This is a genomic window from Streptomyces sp. NPDC107546 (assembly GCF_055639175.1).
Map to the genome: position 1 here is coordinate 319,988 of NZ_JBVKBA010000001.1, position 20,573 is coordinate 340,560.

Annotated in this window: 11 protein-coding genes and 1 pseudogene; 4 read left to right on the forward strand and 8 right to left on the reverse strand. The window is 72.1% G+C overall.

The genetic code is table 11. The features are described from left to right. Positions 1-3: 3 nt before the first annotated feature. Positions 4-540, forward strand: a pseudogene (locus tag ACZ7L1_RS01380) (DUF6597 domain-containing transcriptional factor); the annotation flags it as partial. Positions 541-595: 55 nt separating this feature from the next. After that, on the forward strand, positions 596-1,255 hold the full coding sequence (locus ACZ7L1_RS01385; protein ID WP_471433193.1) for a ThuA domain-containing protein: 660 nt from the start codon (positions 596-598) through the stop codon (positions 1,253-1,255). Between the two features lie 54 nt (positions 1,256-1,309). Here the strand turns inward: ACZ7L1_RS01385 and ACZ7L1_RS01390 are convergent, their stop codons facing one another. Further along, positions 1,310-2,344: a LacI family DNA-binding transcriptional regulator gene (locus ACZ7L1_RS01390; RefSeq protein ID WP_471433194.1), complete on the reverse strand. Its 1,035-nt coding sequence runs from the start codon at positions 2,342-2,344 to the stop codon at positions 1,310-1,312. A gap of 179 nt (positions 2,345-2,523) precedes the next feature. Between ACZ7L1_RS01390 and ACZ7L1_RS01395 the strand changes: the two genes are divergently transcribed. Then, positions 2,524-4,128 carry a carboxylesterase/lipase family protein gene (locus ACZ7L1_RS01395; protein ID WP_471433196.1) on the forward strand — a complete coding sequence of 535 codons (1,605 nt, stop codon included), beginning with the start codon at positions 2,524-2,526 and terminating at the stop codon, positions 4,126-4,128. Between the two features lie 122 nt (positions 4,129-4,250). On the opposite strand, the gene mmuM is transcribed toward ACZ7L1_RS01395, so the two are convergent. The 4 genes from mmuM to ACZ7L1_RS01415 all read right to left on the reverse strand — a co-directional run bounded on the left by mmuM (position 4,251) and on the right by ACZ7L1_RS01415 (position 14,992). Beyond that, positions 4,251-5,180 (reverse strand): homocysteine S-methyltransferase, encoded by a 930-nt coding sequence (mmuM, locus tag ACZ7L1_RS01400; protein ID WP_471433197.1) that lies wholly within the window; start codon positions 5,178-5,180, stop codon positions 4,251-4,253. A gap of 80 nt (positions 5,181-5,260) precedes the next feature. Then, positions 5,261-7,705, reverse strand: a complete 2,445-nt coding sequence (locus tag ACZ7L1_RS01405; protein WP_471433522.1) for a SpoIIE family protein phosphatase — start codon at positions 7,703-7,705, stop codon at positions 5,261-5,263. Positions 7,706-7,976: 271 nt separating this feature from the next. Then, positions 7,977-12,251, reverse strand: coding sequence for a HAMP domain-containing protein (locus ACZ7L1_RS01410; protein ID WP_471433198.1), 4,275 nt, complete (start codon positions 12,249-12,251; stop codon positions 7,977-7,979). Between the two features lie 500 nt (positions 12,252-12,751). After that, on the reverse strand, positions 12,752-14,992 hold the full coding sequence (locus tag ACZ7L1_RS01415) for an autotransporter (protein WP_471433199.1): 2,241 nt from the start codon (positions 14,990-14,992) through the stop codon (positions 12,752-12,754). A gap of 219 nt (positions 14,993-15,211) precedes the next feature. Here ACZ7L1_RS01415 and ACZ7L1_RS01420 point away from each other — a divergent pair, with 219 nt between their 5' ends. Beyond that, the gene (locus tag ACZ7L1_RS01420) at positions 15,212-15,955 is read left to right on the forward strand and encodes a family 43 glycosylhydrolase (protein WP_471433201.1); all 744 of its coding nucleotides are present in this window, start codon (positions 15,212-15,214) and stop codon (positions 15,953-15,955) included. Between the two features lie 205 nt (positions 15,956-16,160). Here the strand turns inward: ACZ7L1_RS01420 and ACZ7L1_RS01425 are convergent, their stop codons facing one another. From ACZ7L1_RS01425 to ACZ7L1_RS01435, 3 genes are all read right to left on the reverse strand, one after another. Next, entirely contained in the window at positions 16,161-17,750 is a 1,590-nt protein-coding gene (locus ACZ7L1_RS01425) for a LuxR C-terminal-related transcriptional regulator (RefSeq protein WP_471433202.1), read from the reverse strand. A gap of 132 nt (positions 17,751-17,882) precedes the next feature. Next, positions 17,883-19,352: a flavin monoamine oxidase family protein gene (locus ACZ7L1_RS01430; RefSeq protein ID WP_471433203.1), complete on the reverse strand. Its 1,470-nt coding sequence runs from the start codon at positions 19,350-19,352 to the stop codon at positions 17,883-17,885. After that, positions 19,349-20,572, reverse strand: coding sequence for an MFS transporter (locus ACZ7L1_RS01435; protein ID WP_471433204.1), 1,224 nt, complete (start codon positions 20,570-20,572; stop codon positions 19,349-19,351). Before ACZ7L1_RS01435 ends, ACZ7L1_RS01430 begins: the two co-directional genes overlap by 4 nt. Position 20,573 lies beyond the last annotated feature (1 nt).

The following is a 20,573-nucleotide window of genomic DNA, read 5'->3' on the forward strand; positions in this document are numbered from 1 at the left end:
AGCCTGACGAGCGTGGCTGTCGAGCGAGGCTTCGCGACCGCCGGGTACGCCGAGCGGGCGTCCCGGCTCCCGGGCGCCGTCGTGTGGACCAACCTGTCCTCCACCGCCGGATGGCCGGTGCTGCCCGACGGCTGCATGGACCTGCTGTGGACCGAGGGCCGGCTCCTGGTCGCCGGCCCCGACACGCGCGGGTACCACCCGCAGGGCCCGCCCGTCCGTTGGGCCGGCGTCCGTTTCCACCCCGGAACCGCACCCGCCTACCTGGACGTCCCCGCCCACGAACTGCGCGACCGGCGCGTCGAGCTGGCCGAGCTGTGGCCCGCGGTCGAGGTGCGCCGGCTGGTCGGCCGCGTGGACGCCGCCGACCCCGCGACGGCGCTGGAGGAGATCGCCCTGGAGCGCGCCGCCCGCTCCCCGGCCCCCGACCCGCTGCTGGGCGGGCTGGTCGCGGCGCCCGACTCGGGCCGCCCGGTCGCCGCCACCGCCGACCGACTGGGCCTCAGCGCCCGGCAGCTGCACCGCCGCTCGCTCACCGCGTTCCTTTCGATGCCCTCTGCTGTCGGTACGGCCCCGCCACACGCCTAGGCTCGCTGCCATGCCGTTCCGCGTGCTCGTGTACTCCCGCACCACCGCCTACCGCCACGACTCCATCCCCGATGCCGTCGCCGCCGTACGCGACCTCGGGGCCGCGCACGGTTTCGAGGTCGACGCCACCGAGGACCCGGGGGTCTTCGAGGCTCCCCTCGACGTGTACGGCGCGGTCGTCTTCCTCTCCACCAGCGGTGAGGTGCTGACCCCGGCGGGGCGGGAACAGTTCATGGCGTACCTGCGGGACGGCGGCGGTTTCGTCGGCGTGCACGCGGCCGCCTGCACCGAGTACGACTGGCCGTACTACGGCGGACTCCTGGGCGCCTGGTTCGACCGGCACCCCGCGTACCAGCGGGGCAAGGCCGTCGTCGAGGACCGCGGGCATCCGGCGACGCGGCACCTGCCCGCCGTCTGGGAGTTCGAGGACGAGTGGTACGACTTCCGTACGAACCCCCGTGGCTCGGTCCGGGTGCTCGTCTCCGCCGACGAGTCGTCCTACGAGGGCGGCGGGATGGGGGCCGACCACCCGCTCGCCTGGTGCCGTGAGCAGGGCGGGGGCCGGGTCTTCTACACGGCACTCGGACACGCCTCGGAGGCGTACCAGAACCCCGACTTCCGCGCCCACCTCCTCGGCGGCATCCGCTGGGCGGCCGGGTGGGAGTCGTAGGCTCCGGGACTGCCCGCGCGGACTCGAGCCCCAGTTGCGACGAGCCGTCGCAAGTCAGCGGCGCGGAGGCGCCGTACTGGCCCGTTCCACCAGGCGGGTCGACAGTTCCGTGCGGGTGCCCTCCGGTCGTGCGCCGGCCATCATGCGCACCAGCAGCCGGAGCGCCGTCGCGGCCATCTCCCCGAGCGGCTGCCGAACGGTCGTCAGCGGGGGTGTCGCCCAGCGCGCCTCCGGCAGGTCGTCGAAGCCGACGACGCTGACGTCGTCCGGCATCCGCAGCCCCCGCTCCGCGAGCGCCGCGCACACCCCGAGCGCCATCCGGTCCGAGCAGGCGAAGACGGCCGTCGGCGGCTCGGGCAGGTCCAGCAGTTGCAGCGCGCGCCGGTGGGCGGTCGCCTCGTCGAAGTTGCCGTGGCGCACGTACTCGGGTCGGTACGCGATGCCCGCCGCGGACAGCGCCGAGCGGTACCCGGCGACCCGTGCGCCGCTGCAGAGCTTGCGCCGGTAGCCGCCGATGACCGCGATCCGCTCGTGGCCGAGGTTCAGCAGGTGCTCGGTGGCGGCCACCCCGCCCTGCCAGTTGGCGGCGCCCACCGACACCACGCCCGGCGGCGGCTCCAGCACCGGGTCGATGAGGACGTACGGAACGCGGTGCTGGTCCAGCCAGGCGTACTGGGAAGGGGTCAGCTCGGCCACATTGAACAGGACGCCGGCGGAGCCGCGCGCCGACAGCTTGTCGAGCCAGCCGCGCTCCGGGCGCCCGTCCCGGGTGCGGTTCAGGCTCTTGGAGACCACCACCTCGAGGCCCGCGTCGTGTGCGGCCTCCGTCACACCGTGCAGGATCGCCCCCGACCAGGTGCTCTCCAGCGAGTGCACCACCAGGTCGATGAGAGCGGGCGGCTTGTTGGCCTCGAAGCGGGGTCTTCGGACGTAACCGAGCCGGTCCAGAGCCTCGGTGACACGGCGGCGGGTCTCGGGTGCCACGTCCTCGCGGCCGTTGACCACCTTGGACGCCGTCGGCACGGAGACACCGGCCTCGCGTGCGACGACCGCGAGGGTCGGTCCGGCCGCGCCTGCGGTACGCACCATGGGCCCACCTCTCCGGCCCCGTCCCGAGGGCCCTGGAACTCCGTTGACGGCAACCACTCATGGCAAGCGCTTTCTACATTAAGGCCGTGGTGAGTTGCCGTGGAAGACACCGGATGCGCGGTGTCGCGCACGGGGGAAGTCATGTGATGTGGGCAGCCCCCGCGGTGAGGAGAGGCCGGATGGACCCTGTGGACGACGTGACCCCGAACCCGGCGCACCGTTCGGACCCCGTGGTCCGTACCCCCTACGGGGCCGTGCGCGGCCGGTACGAGCACGGGGTCGCCGTCTTCCGCGGCATCCCGTACGCCGCCCCGCCCTTCGGCCCCCACCGCTTCCGCCCGCCGGTGCCGCCCGAGCGGTGGGACGGGGTGCGCGACGCGGGCGCGTTCGGGCCGACGCCGCCGAAGCCGCCGTACTCGGAGGCCTTCGCCCGCTATCTGTCCGACCCGGTGGTCGCCGGGGACGACTGCCTGAACCTCAACGTGTGGACGCCGGACCCGGTCGCCGGTGCCCGGCTGCCGGTGATGGTGTGGGTTCACGGCGGCGCCCTGACCCGGGGCTCGTCGGCCGTGCCCGTGTACGACGGCAGCGCCTTCGCCCGTGACGGCGTGGTCCTCGTCACCTTCAACTACCGCCTGGGAGTGGAGGGTTACGGCCTCTTCCCGGACGCTCCGCCCAACCCCGGGCTGCGCGACCAGCTCGCCGCGCTGGAGTGGGTGCACGAGTCCGTCGCGGAGTTCGGCGGCGACCCCGACCGGGTGACCGTCTTCGGCGAGTCGGCGGGCGCGATCAGCATCGGCGCGCTGCTGGCGAGTCCGCGCGCCCGGGGACTGTTCGGGCGGGCGGTGCTGCAGAGCGGGCCGCCGGAGGCCACGGAACGGGAGAAGGTACGCCGCCTGGTGCGGCGCATGGCGGCGAGGCTGAAGGTGCCGGCGACGGCGGCGGCGTTCGCCGCGCTTGACCGCACGATGCTGGCCGAGGCGCAGGCGGAGGTGGGCCGCCGGGCGAGCCCGATCCTCGGCGGCCCCGCCTTCGGGATCGTCGTCGACGGCGACCTGGTACCGCGCGACCCGCTGGAGGCGCTGCTGGCCGGCGCCGCCCGCGACGTACCCCTGCTGGTGGGCTGGACCAGCGAGGAGTACCGCCTCTGGCTGGCCCCCACCGGCCTGACCGAGCGCATCGACCGCCTGGGCCCGGTCGCCGTGGCCGGCGCGATGGCCCGCTGCCACTGCGGCCCCGAGGTCCCGCGCGGCTACCGCACGGCCCACCCGGACGCGCCCGTCTCCGACGTGGTGGGCCAGATGATGACGGACCACCTGCTCCGCCACCCCCTGCACCGCCTGGCCGACTCCCGCGCCGACCACGCGCCCACATACGTCTACGAGTTTGCCTGGCGCTCCAACCTCCCCGGCCTGGGCGCCTGTCACGCCCTGGAGCTGGGCTTCGTCTTCGACAGCGCGGAGGTCCCGGAGTCGGCGAAACTGGCGGGGCCGAACGCCCCGCGCGCACTGGCCCACGAGATGCACGGGGCATGGGTGCGTTTCGCGACGGACGGCGACCCCGGCTGGCCGGCGTGGGACGCCAGGCACCCGGTACGGATCTTCGGCGGGGACGGGGAGCCGGTCGTGTACGGCCCCCGCGACCCGGAGATGACGCTGTGGGAGGCGGCCCGCACCCGCCCGGAGCCGACCCTCGCACAGGGAAACGGGGCGGTGCGGAGGGGCGCGGTACCGCTGTCGGTGGTACGGCGACTGCGGCGTCCGGGCGGGGCGGGGCGGCAGTGACGGTTCAACGGGGTCGATGGACCGAGGTGCCGGTCGCGTCGATCAACGGGGCCACAGACGGATGTCTTGGTTCATGCGGTCTGTTCACACGGGTCTGTTCACACGGATCTGTTCACGTGGGTTCACGCCCTGGCCCCCAACGCCCCCGCGATCCCGCCGATCGCCTCGGGCCCCACCCGGCAGCAGCCCCCGATCAGCCGTGCCCCCGCGTCTCGCCACCCCGCGACCTCCGACGCGGTGAACGTCGAGCGGCCGTCCCAGGCTCGGGCCTCGGCGTCCCAGGACTCGCCGCTGTTGGGGTAGACCACCACCGGCTTGCCGGTGACCCGTGCCGCCGTCGCGATCGCGCCGTCCACGTCCCCGGGAGCGCAGCAGTTCACGCCCACCGCGATCACCTCCTCCGCGTCGGCGGCCAGGGCGAACGCCTCCTGAAGGGGCTGGCCCGCGCGCGTGCGGTCGCCGGAGACGCTGTACGACAGCCAGGCGGGGACGCCCAGGCCGCGCAGCGCCCGCAGGAGTGCGGTGGCCTCGTCCGTGTCCGGGACCGTCTCCAGCGCCAGGACGTCCGGGCCGGCCGCCGCGAGTACCTCCAGGCGCGGGCGGTGGAAGGCCTCCAGTTCGGCGACCGTGAGGCCGTAGCGGCCCCGGTACTCGGAGCCGTCCGCGAGCATCGCCCCGTACGGGCCGACGGACGCCGCCACCCACAGCGGACGTGTGACGCCCTTCTCCCGTGCCTGCGCTGCCGCCTCGCGGGCCAGTTCGACGCTGAGGGAGAGGAGCGCGGCCGCCCGGTCGCGGTCGATGCCGCGCTTGGCGAAGCCCTCGAACGTCGCCTGGTAGCTGGACGTGATCGCCACGTCCGCACCCGCCTCGTAGTACGCCAGGTGCGCCTCCGTGATCGCCTGCGGCCGCTCCGCGAGCAGCCGCGCCGACCACAGCTCGTCGCTCAGGTCGTGCCCGGCCGACTCGAGCTGGTTCGACATGCCGCCGTCCAGGACGAGGGTTCCTGCGGCCAGCGCCCCGGCGAGGGCGGGAGTGGTGTTGCTGGTCATGACATGACGCTAGTCGAAGGGCGGGCGGACGCCCGGCGCCGTCCAGTACGTGGGCATCCCGGGCGCCCGTCGCGCACCCGTCAGGCCACGCGGATGCCCACGATGCAGGTGTCGTCGTCCGTGTCCGACTTGCTGTAGGTGAGCAGGCGGTCCAGCTGCTGGTCCAGCGTGGGAGACACTGTGAGCGCGGCCGTCAGCAGCTGCGCCAGCGACTCCTCCACGGAACGGTCACGGCGTTCGATCAGGCCGTCCGTGTACATCAGCAGGGTGTCGTCCACGGCCAGCTGGACCTCGTGCTCCTCGTACGTCGCCTCGGGCACGGCGCCCAGCAGCAACCCCTTGACCAGGGGCAGCGGCGCGGCCTCGGCGCCCCGCACCAGGACCGGCGGCAGATGGCCCGCCCTGGCCCACCGCAGAGTGTGGCGAACCGGGTCGTACAGGCCGCAGACCGCCGTGGCGGTGACCGCGCCGGTCAGATGGTGGGCGACCATGTTGAGCCAGGACAGCAACTGGCCGGGGCCGGCGCCCGTCACGGCGAGCCCCCGCAGCGCGTTGCGCAGCACGACCATGCTGGTGGCCGCCTCTATGCCGTGTCCGGCCACGTCGCCCACGCACAGCAGCACCAGCTCGGACGGCAGCAGGACCGCGTCGTACCAATCGCCGCCGACCAGCTGTTCCGTCTCCGCGGGCCGGTAGCGTACGGCCACCTGCAGGCCGGGAGCCTCCAGCGGGGCCTGCGCCGGGGGCATGATCGCGTGCTGGAGCTGGAGGGTGAGCCGATTGCGCTCGCTCGCCTGCTGCTCGGTGTGGGCGAGCTGGTCACGGGTGGCGGCGAGCGCGACCTCCGTCCAGTGGTGGGCGGAGATGTCCTGGTAGGCGCCGCGGACGACGAACAACCGGCCGTCGGAGTCGAGTACCGGCTCGGCCACCACGCGGATGTGACGCGTCACCCCGTCGGGGCGCTGCAGGCGGAAGGCCGTGGACGCGGGACGCCGGTGGTGGAGCACGGTGCGCAGGAACCTGCCGATGGCGACGGCGTCGTCGGGGTGGGCGTGCGCGGGCAGGTTCTCCAGCGGCACCGGGACGCTCGAAGTGGGTCTGCCGTAGAGGCTGTACAGCTGCCCGTTCCAGGTGATCTCGCCGGTGAGCAGGTTCTCCTCGAAGCCGCCGATCCGGCCGAGGCGCTGGGCGTGCTGGAGCAGGCTCGCCAGGCGTGCCGTCTCGTCCTCGACGCGCCAGATGAGCAGGACGTTGCCGGCGTGCCGGGTGATGTTGATGTCGGCGACCGCAGCCAGCGGGACGTCGTCCACCAGTGCGGTGAGCCTCATACGGTGGGCGCGGAACGGCTCCCCGGTGGCGTACACGCGCTCGATCCGGTCGAACAGCTCGCTCTCGCCGGCGGCCAGCGGGTACGCCTCCAGCAGCAGGGCACCGTTGACGACGCCGCGCGGTCGGCCGGCGGGGTCGAGGAAGCGGCTGTTCACATGCTGGATGCGGAAGTCCACGAGCTCCCCGCTGCCGTCCAGGTGGGGCACGAGCACCAGGGCGGGGTCGTGGAGCCCGTCGGCCAGGTCCATCAGCTCGGCGACGTGCGGCAGGACCCCGGGCCTCGGGACGCCGTCGGGGTACTGCAGGGCGTAGGACTCCAGGGTGTGGGCGCACAGCTCGGCCAGGGCCTCGACCTGACGGACGATCCGCGGTGGCTGCTGTCCGAGCGGCGTGGGCCAGACGATCTCCAGCACTCCGTGGAGCCGGCCGCCGGTACCGGCCGGAACGGCGACCCTGCCGCCGTCCGGGTGGAGGTGCTGACCGATGGAGGGCAGGCCGGTCTCGGACAGGGAGCCGATCCAGTGCCCCGCGCGCTCGGCCAGACCGCGTCGAGCCACGGTCGCCACGCCCGGGGGCACATATCGCCAGCGCCCCGCCTCAGCCGATGAGAACCCCGCGCTGCCCGCCAGGCTGAGGGAACCGTCGGAGCCCACGGCCCAGATGGCCACGGCAACCGCGCCGAGCGGGGTCAGGGCGTGCTCCAGCAGGGAGTCGGCGACGGCCTGGGTGTCCTGGGCGGCCAGCGCACCGCTCTCGGCGGCGCGCAGCCGCACGACGGAAGAGAGGTTCGCAGGCGGACCACCCGCCTCGTCGGAGGCCGCCGAGTCCGCGGAGCCGGTCGTCATCGCCAGGAAGGCGGTGGCCACCTCGGAGAGCCGGTCACGCGAGGCCTGGTTGATGACCTCTACGGCGAACTCGAGCGGGGTCGCACCCGCCTGCTTGGCCAGTTCGGCGAGTTGTCTGGCGGCCTGCGCCGGCCCGCATCCCAGTCGCTCGACCAGGATGCCCTTGGCCAGTTCGATCAGGGCCCGCCCGTCCGCCTCGGCCTGCGCCGCACGGACCTCGCGACGCAGCCGCTCCACGGTCGCGGCGAGCCTGCCGACGGGGGACGTCTGCCCGCGCTCATCCTCGTCGGCGGCCTCGGCCCCGGCCGGGTGACCGCCGACCGGATCGGGACCGAGCAGGGCGTCGGCCACGGGCCCGGTACCCGCCGCCGTCGGACCGAGCGGCTCGGCGGCTGCGGCCGTCCGGCCGAGCGGCTCGGCGGCCGGGTTCCCGTTCCGCGGCTCGGCGGCGGCCGGGCTCCCGCTCGGGGGCTCGGGGGTTGCCTGTTCACCGGCCGGAGCGCGTACGCCCTCCGGCTCGGGCGGTTGCTGGGGATTGCTCACGGTTGGCCTGTTCCTCGGCTGGGACGGCGCCGGTCGGCGCCCGGTGGGCTGGTGCGCACGGCGGGAGCGTGTCCCTTCCTCAGGCGGGCAGCCAGCGTCGGACGCGGGCGATGAGGTCGTTGGTGTCCACGGGCTTGGTCACGTAGTCGTTCGCGCCGGACGCGAGGCTCTTCTCCTGGTCGCCCGGCATCGCCTTGGCCGTGACGGCGATGATCGGCAGGTCGGCGTACTGCGGCATGGTGCGGATCTCGGCGGTGGCGGCGTACCCGTCCATCTCCGGCATCATCACGTCCATCAGGACCAGCGCGACGTCCGGGTGGGCGAGCAGCATCTCGATGCCCTTGCGGCCGTTGTCCGCGTGCAGGACCTGGAAGCCGTGGAGTTCGAGGATGCCGCTGAGCGCGAAGAGATTGCGCGCGTCGTCGTCGACCACGAGCACCTTGCGGCCGAGGAAGGTGTCGTCCACGGGCTGCGCGGGCGCGTACTGCGGTTCCTCGGCGCGGACCAGCGACAGTACGTCTCCGGGTTCCTCGGCGGACAGGTGCAGTGTGATGCGTTCGCGTAGTTCGTCCAGGCTGGACAGGAAGTCCAGCGGCCGGCCCCCCGCACGGGACCGCAGGGACTGCTCCTGGGCCAGGTCCACGCGGTGCCCCGTGTGGACGAGCACCGGCACACTGGCCAGCGCGGAGTCGCCCTGCATGGCGTCCAGGAAGCGCGCGCCCTCGTCGTCCGGCATGCCGAGTTCGAGGACGACACAGTGGCAGGGTTCCGCGGCCAGCGCGCTCGCCGCCTCCTGCGCTCCCGCGGCGGTGATGATGTCGATCGCCCCGCGCGGATCGCCGCCGTCCTGCGCGATGTCCGCGACCGCGCTCTCCGCGACGAGGGTGAGCAGGCCGCGCGGGCGCTCCTCGACGACCAGCAGGCGGCGTCTGCGCTGCCCGAGCGCCTGCTTCGGGCCGGCAGCCGCGGGCGGCGCCGGCACCGCCTCGGAGGGAACCGGCTCCTGCGGCTGCTCCGCCGGCCGGCCGCCGCCGGCCGCCAGTTCCTCGAAGTCGGCGCGTGCGACGGGCAGGTAGAGCGTGAACGTGCTGCCCTGGCCGGGCGTGCTGTCGACCGTGACGGCGCCGCCGAGCAGATGGGCGATCTCCCGCGTGATGGACAGGCCGAGGCCGGTGCCCCCGTACTTGCGGCTCGTCGTCCCGTCCGCCTGCTGGAACGCCCCGAAGATCGTTTCCAGTTGCTGCTCGGGGATACCGATGCCGGTGTCCTTCACCCGGAAGGCGACGACGGGGCCACCGCGGTGCACGCCTGCGGGCACCTCCCGGTCGGCGGCGGGTTCGATGCGCAGCTCGACGCTTCCCTGCTCGGTGAACTTCACCGCGTTCGACAGCAGGTTGCGCAGGATCTGACGCAGCCGCGAGTCGTCGGTGAGCAGGTCGGCGGGTGTGCCCGGCGCGGTGGTCACCGTGAAGTCCAGGCTCTTCTGCGTCGTCATCGGCCGGAACGTCGCCTCGACGTACTCCAGCAGCTTCCGCAGTGGGACGCGTTCGGGGGCGACGTCCATCTTGCCGGCCTCGACCTTCGACAGATCGAGGATGTCGTTGATCAGTTGGAGCAGGTCCGAGCCCGCCGAGTGGATGATGCCCGCGTACTCGACCTGCTTGGGCGTGAGGTTGCGTGACGGGTTCTGTGCCAGCAGCTGGGCCAGGATCAGCAGGCTGTTCAGCGGGGTGCGCAGCTCGTGGCTCATGTTCGCCAGGAACTCCGACTTGTACTTCGAGGCCAGCGCCAGCTCCTGGGCGCGGGTCTCCAGCTCCTGCCGTGCCTGCTCGATCTGGAGGTTCTTGGCCTCGATGTCGCGGTTCTGCGAGGCCAGCAGCGAGGCCTTCTCCTCCAGCTCGGCGTTGGAGCGCTGCAGTTCCTCCTGCTGGACCTGCAACTCCTCCGAACGTGCCTGCAGTTCGGCGGTCAGCCGCTGGGACTCCTCGAGGAGTTCGTCGGTGCGGGCGTTGGCCACGATGGTGTTGAGGTTGACGCCGATGGTCGGCATCAGCTGTGCCAGGAAGTCCTGGTGGATCTGGGTGAACCGGGTGACGGAGGCCAGCTCGATGACACCGAGGACCTGCTCCTCGACCACGATGGGCAGCACGACCAGGGCGCTCGGCACCGTCTGCCCGAGCCCCGAGGAGATGGTCACATAGCCCGGCGGCAGCTCCTCCACGCTGATGGGCCGGCGGTTGCGCGCGGCCTGCCCGACCAGCGAGCGGCCGAAGGGGATGCGGGAGGGCCGCTCCTCGTCGCCGGGATAGCCGTACGAGCCCACCAACCGCAGTTCGGGGCCGCGCTCGGTGTCCTCCGCGAGGTAGAAGGCGCCGTACTGGGCCGAGACCAGCGGTGTCAGCTCGTCCATGATCAGCTCGGCGACGACGGGCAGCTCGCGGTGGCCCTGCATCAGGCCGGAGATCCGGGCCAGGTTGGTCTTCAGCCAGTCCTGCTCCTGGTTGGCCCGCGTGGTCTCGCGCAGGGACTCCACCATGGAGTTGATGTTGTCCTTGAGCTCGGCGACCTCGCCGGAGGCCTCCACGGTGATCGAGCGGGTCAGGTCGCCCTCGGCGACGGCGCTCGCGACCTCGGCGATCGCGCGGACCTGCCGGGTCAGGTTCCCGGCCAGTTCGTTGACGTTCTCCGTCAGCCGCTTCCAGGTGCCCTCGACGCCCTCCACCTCGGCCTGGCCGCCGAGCCGGCCCTCACTGCCGACCTCGCGGGCGACACGGGTGACCTCCGCGGCGAAGGACGACAGCTGGTCGACCATCGTGTTGATGGTGGTCTTGAGCTCCAGGATCTCGCCGCGGGCGTCGACGTCGATCTTCTTGGACAGGTCGCCGCCCGCCACCGCGGTCGTCACCAGCGCGATGTTGCGCACCTGGCCGGTGAGGTTGTTGGCCATCGAGTTGACGTTGTCCGTGAGGTCCTTCCACGTGCCCGCCACGTTCGGCACGTTCGCCTGACCCCCGAGGCGTCCCTCGGTGCCGACCTCGCGGGCGACGCGGGTGACCTCGTCGGCGAACGCGGACAGCGTGTCGACCATCGTGTTGATGACGTCCGCCAGGGCCGCGACCTCGCCCTTGGCCTCGACCGTGATCTTCTGCGACAGGTCGCCGCGTGCCACGGCCGTGGCGACCTGGGCGATCGAGCGGACCTGGCCGGTCAGGTTGGACGCCATCACGTTGACGTTGTCCGTCAGGTCCTTCCAGGTCCCCGACACACCCCGGACGATGGCCTGGCCGCCCAGGTTTCCCTCGGTGCCGACCTCGCGGGCGACGCGGGTGACCTCGTCGGCGAAGGCGGAGAGCTGGTCGACCATCGTGTTGATGGTGTTCTTCAGTTCGAGGATCTCGCCGCGGGCGTCGACGGTGATCTTCTGGGAGAGGTCGCCCTGGGCGACCGCGGTGGCCACCTGGGCGACGTTGCGGACCTGGGAGGTGAGGTTGCCAGCCATGAAGTTCACGGAGTCGGTCAGGTCACGCCAGGTGCCCTTGACGCCCTTGACGTCCGCCTGGCCGCCGAGACGACCCTCGGTGCCCACTTCGCGGGCGACGCGGGTGACCTCGTCGGCGAAGGCGGAGAGCTGGTCGACCATCGTGTTGATGGTGTTCTTCAGTTCGAGGATCTCGCCGCGGGCGTCGACGGTGATCTTCTGGGAGAGGTCGCCCTGGGCGACCGCGGTCGTCACCTGGGCGATGTTGCGCACCTGGGAGGTGAGGTTGCCCGCCATGAAGTTCACGGAGTCGGTGAGGTCGCGCCACACACCGGCGACACCGGGCACCTGGGCCTGGCCGCCCAGCCGGCCCTCGCTGCCCACCTCGCGGGCGACGCGGGTGACCTCGTCGGCGAAGGCGGACAGCTGGTCGACCATCGTGTTGACGGTCTCCTTCAGCTGCAGGATCTCGCCACGCGCCGGCACGTCGACCTTCTGGGACAGATCGCCCTTGGCCACCGCGGTCGCCACCTGGGCGATGTCACGGACCTGTGTGGTGAGGTTGCCCGCCATGGCGTTGACCGAGTCGGTCAGGTCGGCCCAGGTGCCCGAGACCCCCGGCACCTCCGCCTGACCGCCCAGCGTGCCCTCGGTGCCCACCTCGCGCGCCACGCGCGTCACTTCCGAGGTGAACACGGACAACTGGTCCACCATGCCGTTGAAGACGGTGGCGATGTCGCCGAGCAGACCCTCCCCGTCGGACGGCAACCGTGTGCCGAAGTCGCCGTCCCGTACGGCGGTCAGCCCGGCCAGAAGCTGACGCAGCTCCCGCTCACCCGGACCCCGATCCACAACCTCGGTCGTCTTGCTGGTCATGCGCACCTCGTTCCGCTCCCCAAGAGTCCTCACACCGAGGACTCGGAACCGCGCCGGGCCCCGCCCATCGCCGCATTTCCGCAGTTCACGGATCTGCGCGACGAGAAAATCCGTCGCAGGGTAACTCAGGTCGCCTGCGGCGAACAAAGCGTCGCGGAAACATCTCAGCTCGCCGAAAAAAGGTCCGCGAGACAGGCATGTGCAAGCCGCCCCGGGGTACTCACCGAAGTTTTCGTACCAGTGGCCGACAGGGCGACCGACGGTCTGGTATGTCCAGTAAGTGAACAGATTGCCCACCATGTGGAATGCCGGGTGACGATCCGGCCCTTCCCGTCCCCCTCCGTGCACCCCCGCGCGGGCCGTCCCCGTCACCCGAAAGCGTCATGACCGCCACCAGCACCACCGAGGCGACCGAGCCGAGCTCCTCGACGACGAGGCCTGGCGGCAGCCTCTGGTCCGCGACCACTTCCCGCCCGGCCTGCGCCGCGAGACGGGCCCTGCTACCGGGCCGCGTGCCGCCCGCCCTGCCGTGCGCGCTCTCGTGCGGCGCGGCTGCGCTCGCGGAGGATCGCCGGGACCAGCAGCCCGGCCACCATCGCCACTCCCAGCGCGTACCCCGGCCACCATGAGAGCGAGCCGCCCTGCGAGGTGTTCGCGGCCGTCGGGTCGTCCGGAGTGCCGGCCGACGGGGCGGTCAGCGCCTGGGCGGAGGCGGTGGCGCCCACCGCGGTCAGTACGACGTCGTTGCCGTCGCCGCCCCTGTAGCTGATGCGGTAGGTGGTGTCGGCGAGTTTCACCGTCGCCCCTTCCCGCAGGTCCGCGAACGTGCCGTCGATCTTCGCTCGGCCCCGGTGGTCGATGACGGTGATCTGCCGGGCGGACGGTGAGCCGGCGTCCGACAGGTCGAGGCCACCCGCCAGCCGCACCCGGCCGGTGACCTTCAACGGGCCTTCGCGCAGGACCAGTTGCCCCTCGGCGTGCTGGCTGTAGTCACCCGTGACCGTGAGCCCGCCCGTCACCGTGCCGTCGTTCGTCACCGGCCCGCGCACCGTGCCCCGGCCGGTGAGGGTGGTCGACACCCGCAGGCCCGCCGGGCCAGGGTCGAGCTGCGCGCCCTGCGTCGTGAGCCGGATCGCCTTGCTGTGGGCGAGCGTTGCGCCGCCGCGCAGGGCCAGGGTGCCGTCGGTGACGGTGGTCGTGCCCGAGTAGGCGACCTCCGCACCGGTCAGCGTGGTCGTCGCGGCGCCCGACTGCACGAGCGAGCCGCTGCCGCCGATCCGGGACAGCGACACGGGCGTCGAGGTGTTGCTGACGACCAGCGTGCCGTCGACCACGATCCGCGTCCGCCCGGTGCCGGTCATCAGTGAACCGTCCCCGCCCGGCTTCCCCGAGCCCAGCCGCAGCACCGCGCCCTTCTCGACGGTCGTCGACCCGTCGTAGTACTGGCGGGCCGCGAACGTGACGTCGTTGCCGCGCGTCCCCGCGATGACGACGTCCCCGGCGCCGGGCGCGGCCAGCGTGTCGTGGTACCGGCCGCCGCCGATGGGGGCCCCGAGCGTCACCGGGCCGTTGTAGTCGAAGGTGAGCAGGGAGCGCCGGCCGCTCGCCTCGTGCAGGTTGATGTAGACGGTGTCCCTGGTGCCCGGCATGAAGATCCGGCGCGTGGTGCCGTCGCCCCACTGGACGTTCGCGCCCTCGATGTTGGTGCCGCGTTTGTTCAGATGGTGCGGTACCGCCCGCCAGTTGAGGCCGGGGTCGCTGAGCGAGGGCTCGGTGTCGCCGCCCCGGTCGCTGTAGCTGTACTGGCCGGTGAGGACCACCTTGCTGCCGGGCCGAGAGTGGACGTTGACGTCGCTGCCGTACTCCCGCTGGTAGAAGTCCTGGCGCAGGGTGATCGTCTGGTTCAGGGGGGTGTCGATGATCCAGGAGCCCTGGTTGAGGATCGCCCGGGCGTTCGGCAGCGCGACGGGGAACTCGGGGCGGCCGGCCGCCGTGCCGGTGCCGTTGTCGATGACGCCGGAGAAGGGGTGCGTTCCGGCCAGGTCGAGGGTGCCCCACATGTTGCGGGGCTGGGTGACCAGGCCCGAGCCGCTGATGGTGCCGAGGTTGAAGGTGCGGGTCAGGGACAGGCGGAGGGTCCCCTCCACCCGGATGTTCAGTTGATTGAGCCGGTAACCAGGGGTGTTGTAAGGGAAGTGGCCGATCAGTCCGCTGCCGCCGCCGGTGCCGTACTGCAGCGTCGCACCGCGCTCGACCGTGATCGCGGGCGGGTCGGGGTTCGTGACCGTGGTGTACGGGTGGTTGCCGCCCCGGGTCGTGACGCGCTGCCGCTGCCGGGCGTCGGGCAGGGTGAAGTCGCTGTCCTTCGTGAGGATCAGCGTGCCGCTGCCGCGCACGGTGAGCGTGCCCTCGCCGTGGAACGCACCGCCGTAGGTGGTCGTCCCGGCCGGCACGGTCACCACCGTGTCACCGGAGAGCGTCACGTCCCGTCCGGCGAGCACGTCGGCGGTGACGTCGCGGATTCCGGCGGCGGAGTCCGCGGCGAGTGAGCCGAAGGGGCGCGTCGGTGTCGAGAGACCGAACACGCGGAAGCCCGAAGGGCTGAGCACGATCGGGCTCTCGACACCGGCTGAGGCGCCCCGCAGGTGCACGGAGCTCAAGAAGAGGGGAGAGGTGAGCGTGAAGGCGACCGCCGCGAGGGCGCCGACGGCCGCTGCTGTCCTGTGGGTATGGCTGCGCACGATAGGGGGACGGGCGGACGGGGCTGCCGATAACAGAAATCGGCAAGCGAATTGGCAAGCGGTTTCCGGCTCGTCGCTCCAGACCCGTTGACCTCCCGGTACCACACCTTTACCTTTTCGACGTTCGGAATGACAGATGTAGTTCGAGATGTCGAACGGAGCAAGCGCACTGCACCGCATCCCCGTTCCCCGTCCCCCCACCCGGAGAGGCGAGTCCGCATGAGCCGCGACCCCGACCTGCCCGAAACCGCCAGCCGCAGACTGATGTTGAAGGGCGCCCTGGCCGCGGGCGCCCTGACAGCGGTCTCCGGTGTGGCCGAGGCGGCCACACCGGCCACACGGGCCAGAACCCCGAAAGCAGCCCCGTACGTGAACCCGCTCGTCAAGCAGCGCGCCGACCCCCACATCCACCGCCACACCGACGGCTTCTACTACTTCACGGCCACCGTCCCCGAGTACGACCGGATCGTCCTGCGCCGCTCCCACACGATCAACGGCCTCGCCACGGCCGCCGAGTCCGTCATCTGGCGGGCCCACACCACCGGCGACATGGCCGCGCACATCTGGGCGCCCGAGCTGCACCGCATCGGCGGCAAGTGGTACATCTACTTCGCCTCCGCGCCCGCCGAGGACGTGTGGAAGATCCGCATCTGGGTGCTGGAGAACAGCAACCCCGACCCGTTCAAGGGCACCTGGGTCGAGAAGGGGCAGATCAAGACCGCCTGGGAGACGTTCTCGCTCGACGCCACCACCGCCGCCGAGCACGTCCCACTGATCGATCTGACGGCCAGGACCAAGGCGCTGGTGGAGTCGCGGGGCGTCGAGGGCTCCAAGTCGCTCTACCTGTACGACGAGAAGCGGGACAACACGCATACGTCCGTTCACGGCGCGACTGTGTACGCGGGTCTGGTGCGCGACGAGTTGGTGGCGCAAGATCTGATACCGGAGGGTCTTTCACGTTAGGCCCCGCCCGAACGGGGAACTCGCCGACAGTCCCCGACCGAAAGCCCCTGGGGCGTCCCGACCGGAACCGGGGCGCCCCAGGCCTGTGCCTTGGGTTCCCATCTGACGTGGAAGCCGGCGGCCCGCGCCGGCGACCCTGGTCCTGATACTGACGTCCGACGGTTCGAGCAGGCCGCATGCAGCAGGCCGCCGCGGCCGCGCGGGGTCAACCCGTCCGGTGTCCCGGAGTCCCGGAGGCAAGATGGCGGCCGATCTCCACCCGGGAAGTGATCTCAAGCTTCCGGAACACGCTGCGCAGATGGAAGTTGACCGTGTGGATCGAGCAGTGCACCCGCGAGGCGATCTGCCGATTGGTCAGACCCGCCGCGGCCAACCGCGCCACCTGTTGCTCCCGCCCGCTGAGGGCCTCCCACCCCGACTCCTGCTCGCCGTCGAGCGGTTCGGGCTGCGCGTCGGCCGACACCACGTGCCAGCTGCCGCGGTGCCGTCCCGGCTCGCTCTGCCACACCGGGGGAGGACCGGCCCGGTCCTCCAGGCTCGCGGCGAGATCGCTCGCCGCACGTGACCTCGCCCAGGCGTGCCGGTGCTGGGTCGCCGCTCTCGCCAGGGCCACCGGGTCGCAGTCGAGCACGCCCCGGACGTGCTCGGCCGACAGGGCCGCGCGGGTCGGCTGCAGTGCCCGTACGTCCTCGGTGACGGCGGCGATGTGCCGGGCCAGGCTGCGCTGGCCGGCGTCCACCGCGATCCGGGCCGCCCATGCCGCCGCCCCGGGCACCGTCGCGAAGAGCCGCACCAGCGGGGCGCGTGGGTCGCGGGCCAGCCGGGTGAGCCGGTGCACGGCCCGTTTCCGGCCGCCGTCGCACTCCTCCCACAACAGTTCCGCCCACGGCACTTCGGGTGCGTACCGCGCGTCCCACGCGTCGGCGCGCCGTTCCGGCAGAAGCCGCCGGCAGGCCTCCAGGCGGGCCCGGGCGGTGGGCAGGTCACCGGCGTACACGGCGGCGATGCTCAACTGCGCCAGCAGCAGCGGCGCGTGCAGGCGCTCCCCCCGCTCCGGTGTCGCGGCCGCCGCGACGTCGTTGACCTGTCCGTTCAGCGCAGACCACAGGCCGCGCTGGATCAGCACCTTGGCCTGCACCCGGGCGAGGCCGGCCTCGATGCCCGGGTAGGGCGCCCGCTCCCACCGCGCGCGGACCCGTTCGGCCAGTGTCTCCGCCTCGGCGTCCTCACCGGCGTCCGCCAGCCGCGCGGCCGCCTCGACCAGCAGGTGCATGCTCCAGAAGGGAGAGGGCACCAGGTCGGCGTGGCGTGCGACCAGACGTGACCAGTACAGTGCCTCCTCCATGTCCCCGGCCCGCGCCCGGCAGTCGGCCAGCACCGAGGCCGCCGCGATCGCCGCCGGATCCTGGTCGATGCCGCCCGCGGCCGCCCCCAGCCGCCGACGGGCGGAAGCCTCCGCCGAGTGGGGCTGCAGCAACGCGCCGGAGAGCACCTTCGCCACGGCCGCGCTCCCGGCGACGGACGGTGCCACCGCGCCCTGCGGCAGCGCCGCCACGGTGGTCACGGTGTCGGCGGGCCGGCCCGCGATGAAGAGCAGTTCGGACAGCAGGCAGCGCAGCCAGCCGACCGACGAACCCGACGGAGTCAGCTGCAGCAGTGCTTCGGTGAGCTGCACCGCGTGCGTGACCGAGGACTCCCGGGCGATGCTGCGCAGGGTCTCGATCGGTACGTCCGCGAGGTCCTGGAGCAGTTCCACCACCCGCCCCACCACGGCCGTCGCGTCATCCCTGGTCATGACGGTCCCCATGCCGCTTTCCCCCGTCTCCCATCGGCTGTGTTTCAGCTCTGTTAGACGCGAGGAGCTTATCGTAGCCGGAGCATGACAGATCGCGATCAAGGTGGCCGGGTCACGGTTTTCGTACGCTGTTCACACACTGTGGCCGAGATGGATTCGACGGGCCGCCCGGATACCGGATTCCACCGCCCCCTCGATCCAGGCGGGCCACTGCGAGCAGTGTTCGCCGGCGAAATGGATACGTCCCTCGGAGCGATTGATATCGGCCGCCAGAGCGGTCTGCTGTTCCGGTTCGAACAGGGCATAAGCGCCCATTGCGTAGGGGTCCTGGTACCAGGAGTGGCTGATTCCCGCCTCGAACTCCTCCAGTATTTCCGGATGGATACGGGCGACGTCGCGCAGTGCCCGTTCCACTCGCTGGTCAGGGCTCATCGCCGACCACTGCAGGGCGTCCTGGCCCCAGGTGTAGCTGGCCAGCAGCACGGTACGGGACCCGGGCGAGTGGGGATGGGCGGGATAGATGACGCGGCGCACCGGAAGGTCGGTCACGGTGGTGCCGCCGCGAATCCCGTCGGTCTCCTCCCAGAACGGGCGGCGTACCTGGAAGAAGATCTTCGTCGCGGCGTCGTAGTGGAGTTGCCGTATGGCCTTCTGTTTTCCGCGCGAGAACGAGGGATTCACCTCGAGCCCGCGCAGTACGGAGAACGGAAGCGTGCAGATGGCCTCGTCACCGGTGAAGGAGACGCGATCGCCGCCCACCCGGGCCCGTACCGTCACCGAAGTGCCGTCCTGTTCCAGCGCGGTGACCTCCACTCCGAAGCGGATGTGGGGCGCGAGCCGTTCGTAAAAGGCCATCGGCAACCGGTCCATTCCACCGACGACTTCCTGCACGTCGTCGTACGCCCCTCCGATCACCTCCCGGAACTCCTGCATGACGGCCGTGTTGAGGGTGGATTCGGAGAACGACATCACGGCGTAGCGCTCGATCGCGCCCTCCGACCAGCCCCGCGCCTTGAGGAAACCACGGATCGAGTACGCGTCGTACTTGGCGGCCAGCGCCTCCAGCGCCTCCCTGCCCTCACGCTGGTAGAGGTCCCGTATCTCCTCGGTGGCCTCCCGCCACATCTCCTCGCGGGTGCGGTTCGCCTCGTACGAGGCCAGCGGGAACGGCAACAGCCCCGGGTTGCCCTCGGCCTCCTCCAGGGTGAGCCGACGGCCGCCGATGTACGCGAGCGTCCTCGGGTCGCGTGCGGTGCCGGGCCGCAGGGCGAGGCCGAACTCCCGGCAGTATCCCAGGGTCAGCGCGTGCACACGCGGGATGCGCATGGCGCCGAACTCGGCGTACAGGCCCGGTGCGAGGTCCCGCACGGTGTGGATGCGACCGCCGACGCGGGCGCGGGCTTCCAGGATCAGCGGTTCGTGCCCGCGGCGCAGCAGCTCGTGGCCGGCCACCAGGCCCGCCATGCCCGCTCCGATGACCAGGACACGCCGACGCGGGCGGGTCGCGTCGGGCAGTCCGTCGGCGGGGACGGCGGCCAGGGCCACGGGAGTGCTCCGCTCGGGCAACGGTTCGGTGGATTCCCAGGGAGTCGTGGTCCTCATGAAGGGGTGCTCTCCGGAGTCTCGCACTGCTTGTCGAAGGGAACGGGCGCCGCGGCGAGCTGTGCGCGCCGCTCGGCCAGGGTGCTGACCGCGGTCAGCAGCAGGGTGAACGCCACCCCGGTGAGGATGGCGGCGCTGGGCGTGGACCGGTCGAGCATCACCGCGGCGAAGACCGCCGACAGCGAGTAACCGATGCCCTGGACGGCGTACATCACCGAGTAGCCCGCGGTGTGCGCGCTGCTCGGCAGCGCCTCACGCAGCGAGAGGTTGCGGGTCACCATGACCACGGCCTGCAGGACTCCCGCCGCGAGGAAGCCCAGGACGATACCGGTCAGGCCCGGGACGAGCGCCACGACGGTGATGCCGGCGGCGGTGCCGACCAGACAGACCAGGCTGTGCGTCCTGGCGGTGCCCGGCCAGGACCTGAGCCCGTAGATGAAGGCGCCGAGGGCGGACAGACCGGCGAACACCATCAGCAGCACGCCCGCCAGGCCGACCGGCAGGTCGCGGTACTGCAGCAGCGGGGTCAGAACCAGCTCGGAGACGGCCATCAGGGACATCGCCGCCGCGCTGGTGACGTAGATGGGCCAGCCGGACAGCACCACGGACGTGGGCGCGCGTTCAGCGCTCTCGGCCGCGTCCGCCTCCACCGCCTTGGCGGAGCGCAGCGCGAACACCATGGCCGTGCCGAGCACGAGGCACAGCGCGCACACCGCCATCGGCACGCCGGGACCGGCCTGCAGGGCGAGCAGCACCACCAGGCCGGGCGCGGCGAGCCACACCAGTTCCGTCAGGATGGAGTCCGCGCTGAACGCCCGGGCGACGTCCTGCTCGTCCACCACGGAGGTCAGCAGCGTGCGCAGCGCGCCGGGGCTCGCGGCGGGCGCCCCGCCGGCCACGAACGAGGCGGCGGCGAGGACGGGCAGCGCCGCGTCGGGCCACAGGGCGAGCGCGGTGAACGCCGCCGAGCCGATGACGAGCCCCGTCGACAGGTGCAGGCGCAGCCGGCGCGGGTGCAGGAACGTGCCCAGGGCCCAGGCGCCCACCACTTCACCCGCGATGAAGAACGCGGCGAGCACGCTGCCCGTGGAGTAACCACCGGTCGCCCCGTGGCCGAGGAAGACCATGGCCAGAGGCGCCATGGCGACGGGCAGCCGGGTCATCGAGGCGGTGAAGGCCCAGGCTCCGGTCTGCCGGGTGAGGATCGTGCGGTAACTCATG

Coding starts and splice junctions, on each gene's coding strand:
- ACZ7L1_RS01385 (WP_471433193.1), top strand. CDS start 596: ATGCCGTTCCGCGTGCTCGTGTACTCCCGCACCACCGCCTACCGCCAC.
- ACZ7L1_RS01390 (WP_471433194.1), bottom strand. CDS start 2,344: ATGGTGCGTACCGCAGGCGCGGCCGGACCGACCCTCGCGGTCGTCGCA.
- ACZ7L1_RS01395 (WP_471433196.1), top strand. CDS start 2,524: ATGGACCCTGTGGACGACGTGACCCCGAACCCGGCGCACCGTTCGGAC.
- mmuM (WP_471433197.1), bottom strand. CDS start 5,180: ATGACCAGCAACACCACTCCCGCCCTCGCCGGGGCGCTGGCCGCAGGA.
- ACZ7L1_RS01410 (WP_471433198.1), bottom strand. CDS start 12,251: ATGACCAGCAAGACGACCGAGGTTGTGGATCGGGGTCCGGGTGAGCGG.
- ACZ7L1_RS01420 (WP_471433201.1), top strand. CDS start 15,212: ATGAGCCGCGACCCCGACCTGCCCGAAACCGCCAGCCGCAGACTGATG.
- ACZ7L1_RS01425 (WP_471433202.1), bottom strand. CDS start 17,750: ATGACCAGGGATGACGCGACGGCCGTGGTGGGGCGGGTGGTGGAACTG.
- ACZ7L1_RS01430 (WP_471433203.1), bottom strand. CDS start 19,352: ATGAGGACCACGACTCCCTGGGAATCCACCGAACCGTTGCCCGAGCGG.
- ACZ7L1_RS01435 (WP_471433204.1), bottom strand. CDS start 20,572: ATGAGTTACCGCACGATCCTCACCCGGCAGACCGGAGCCTGGGCCTTC.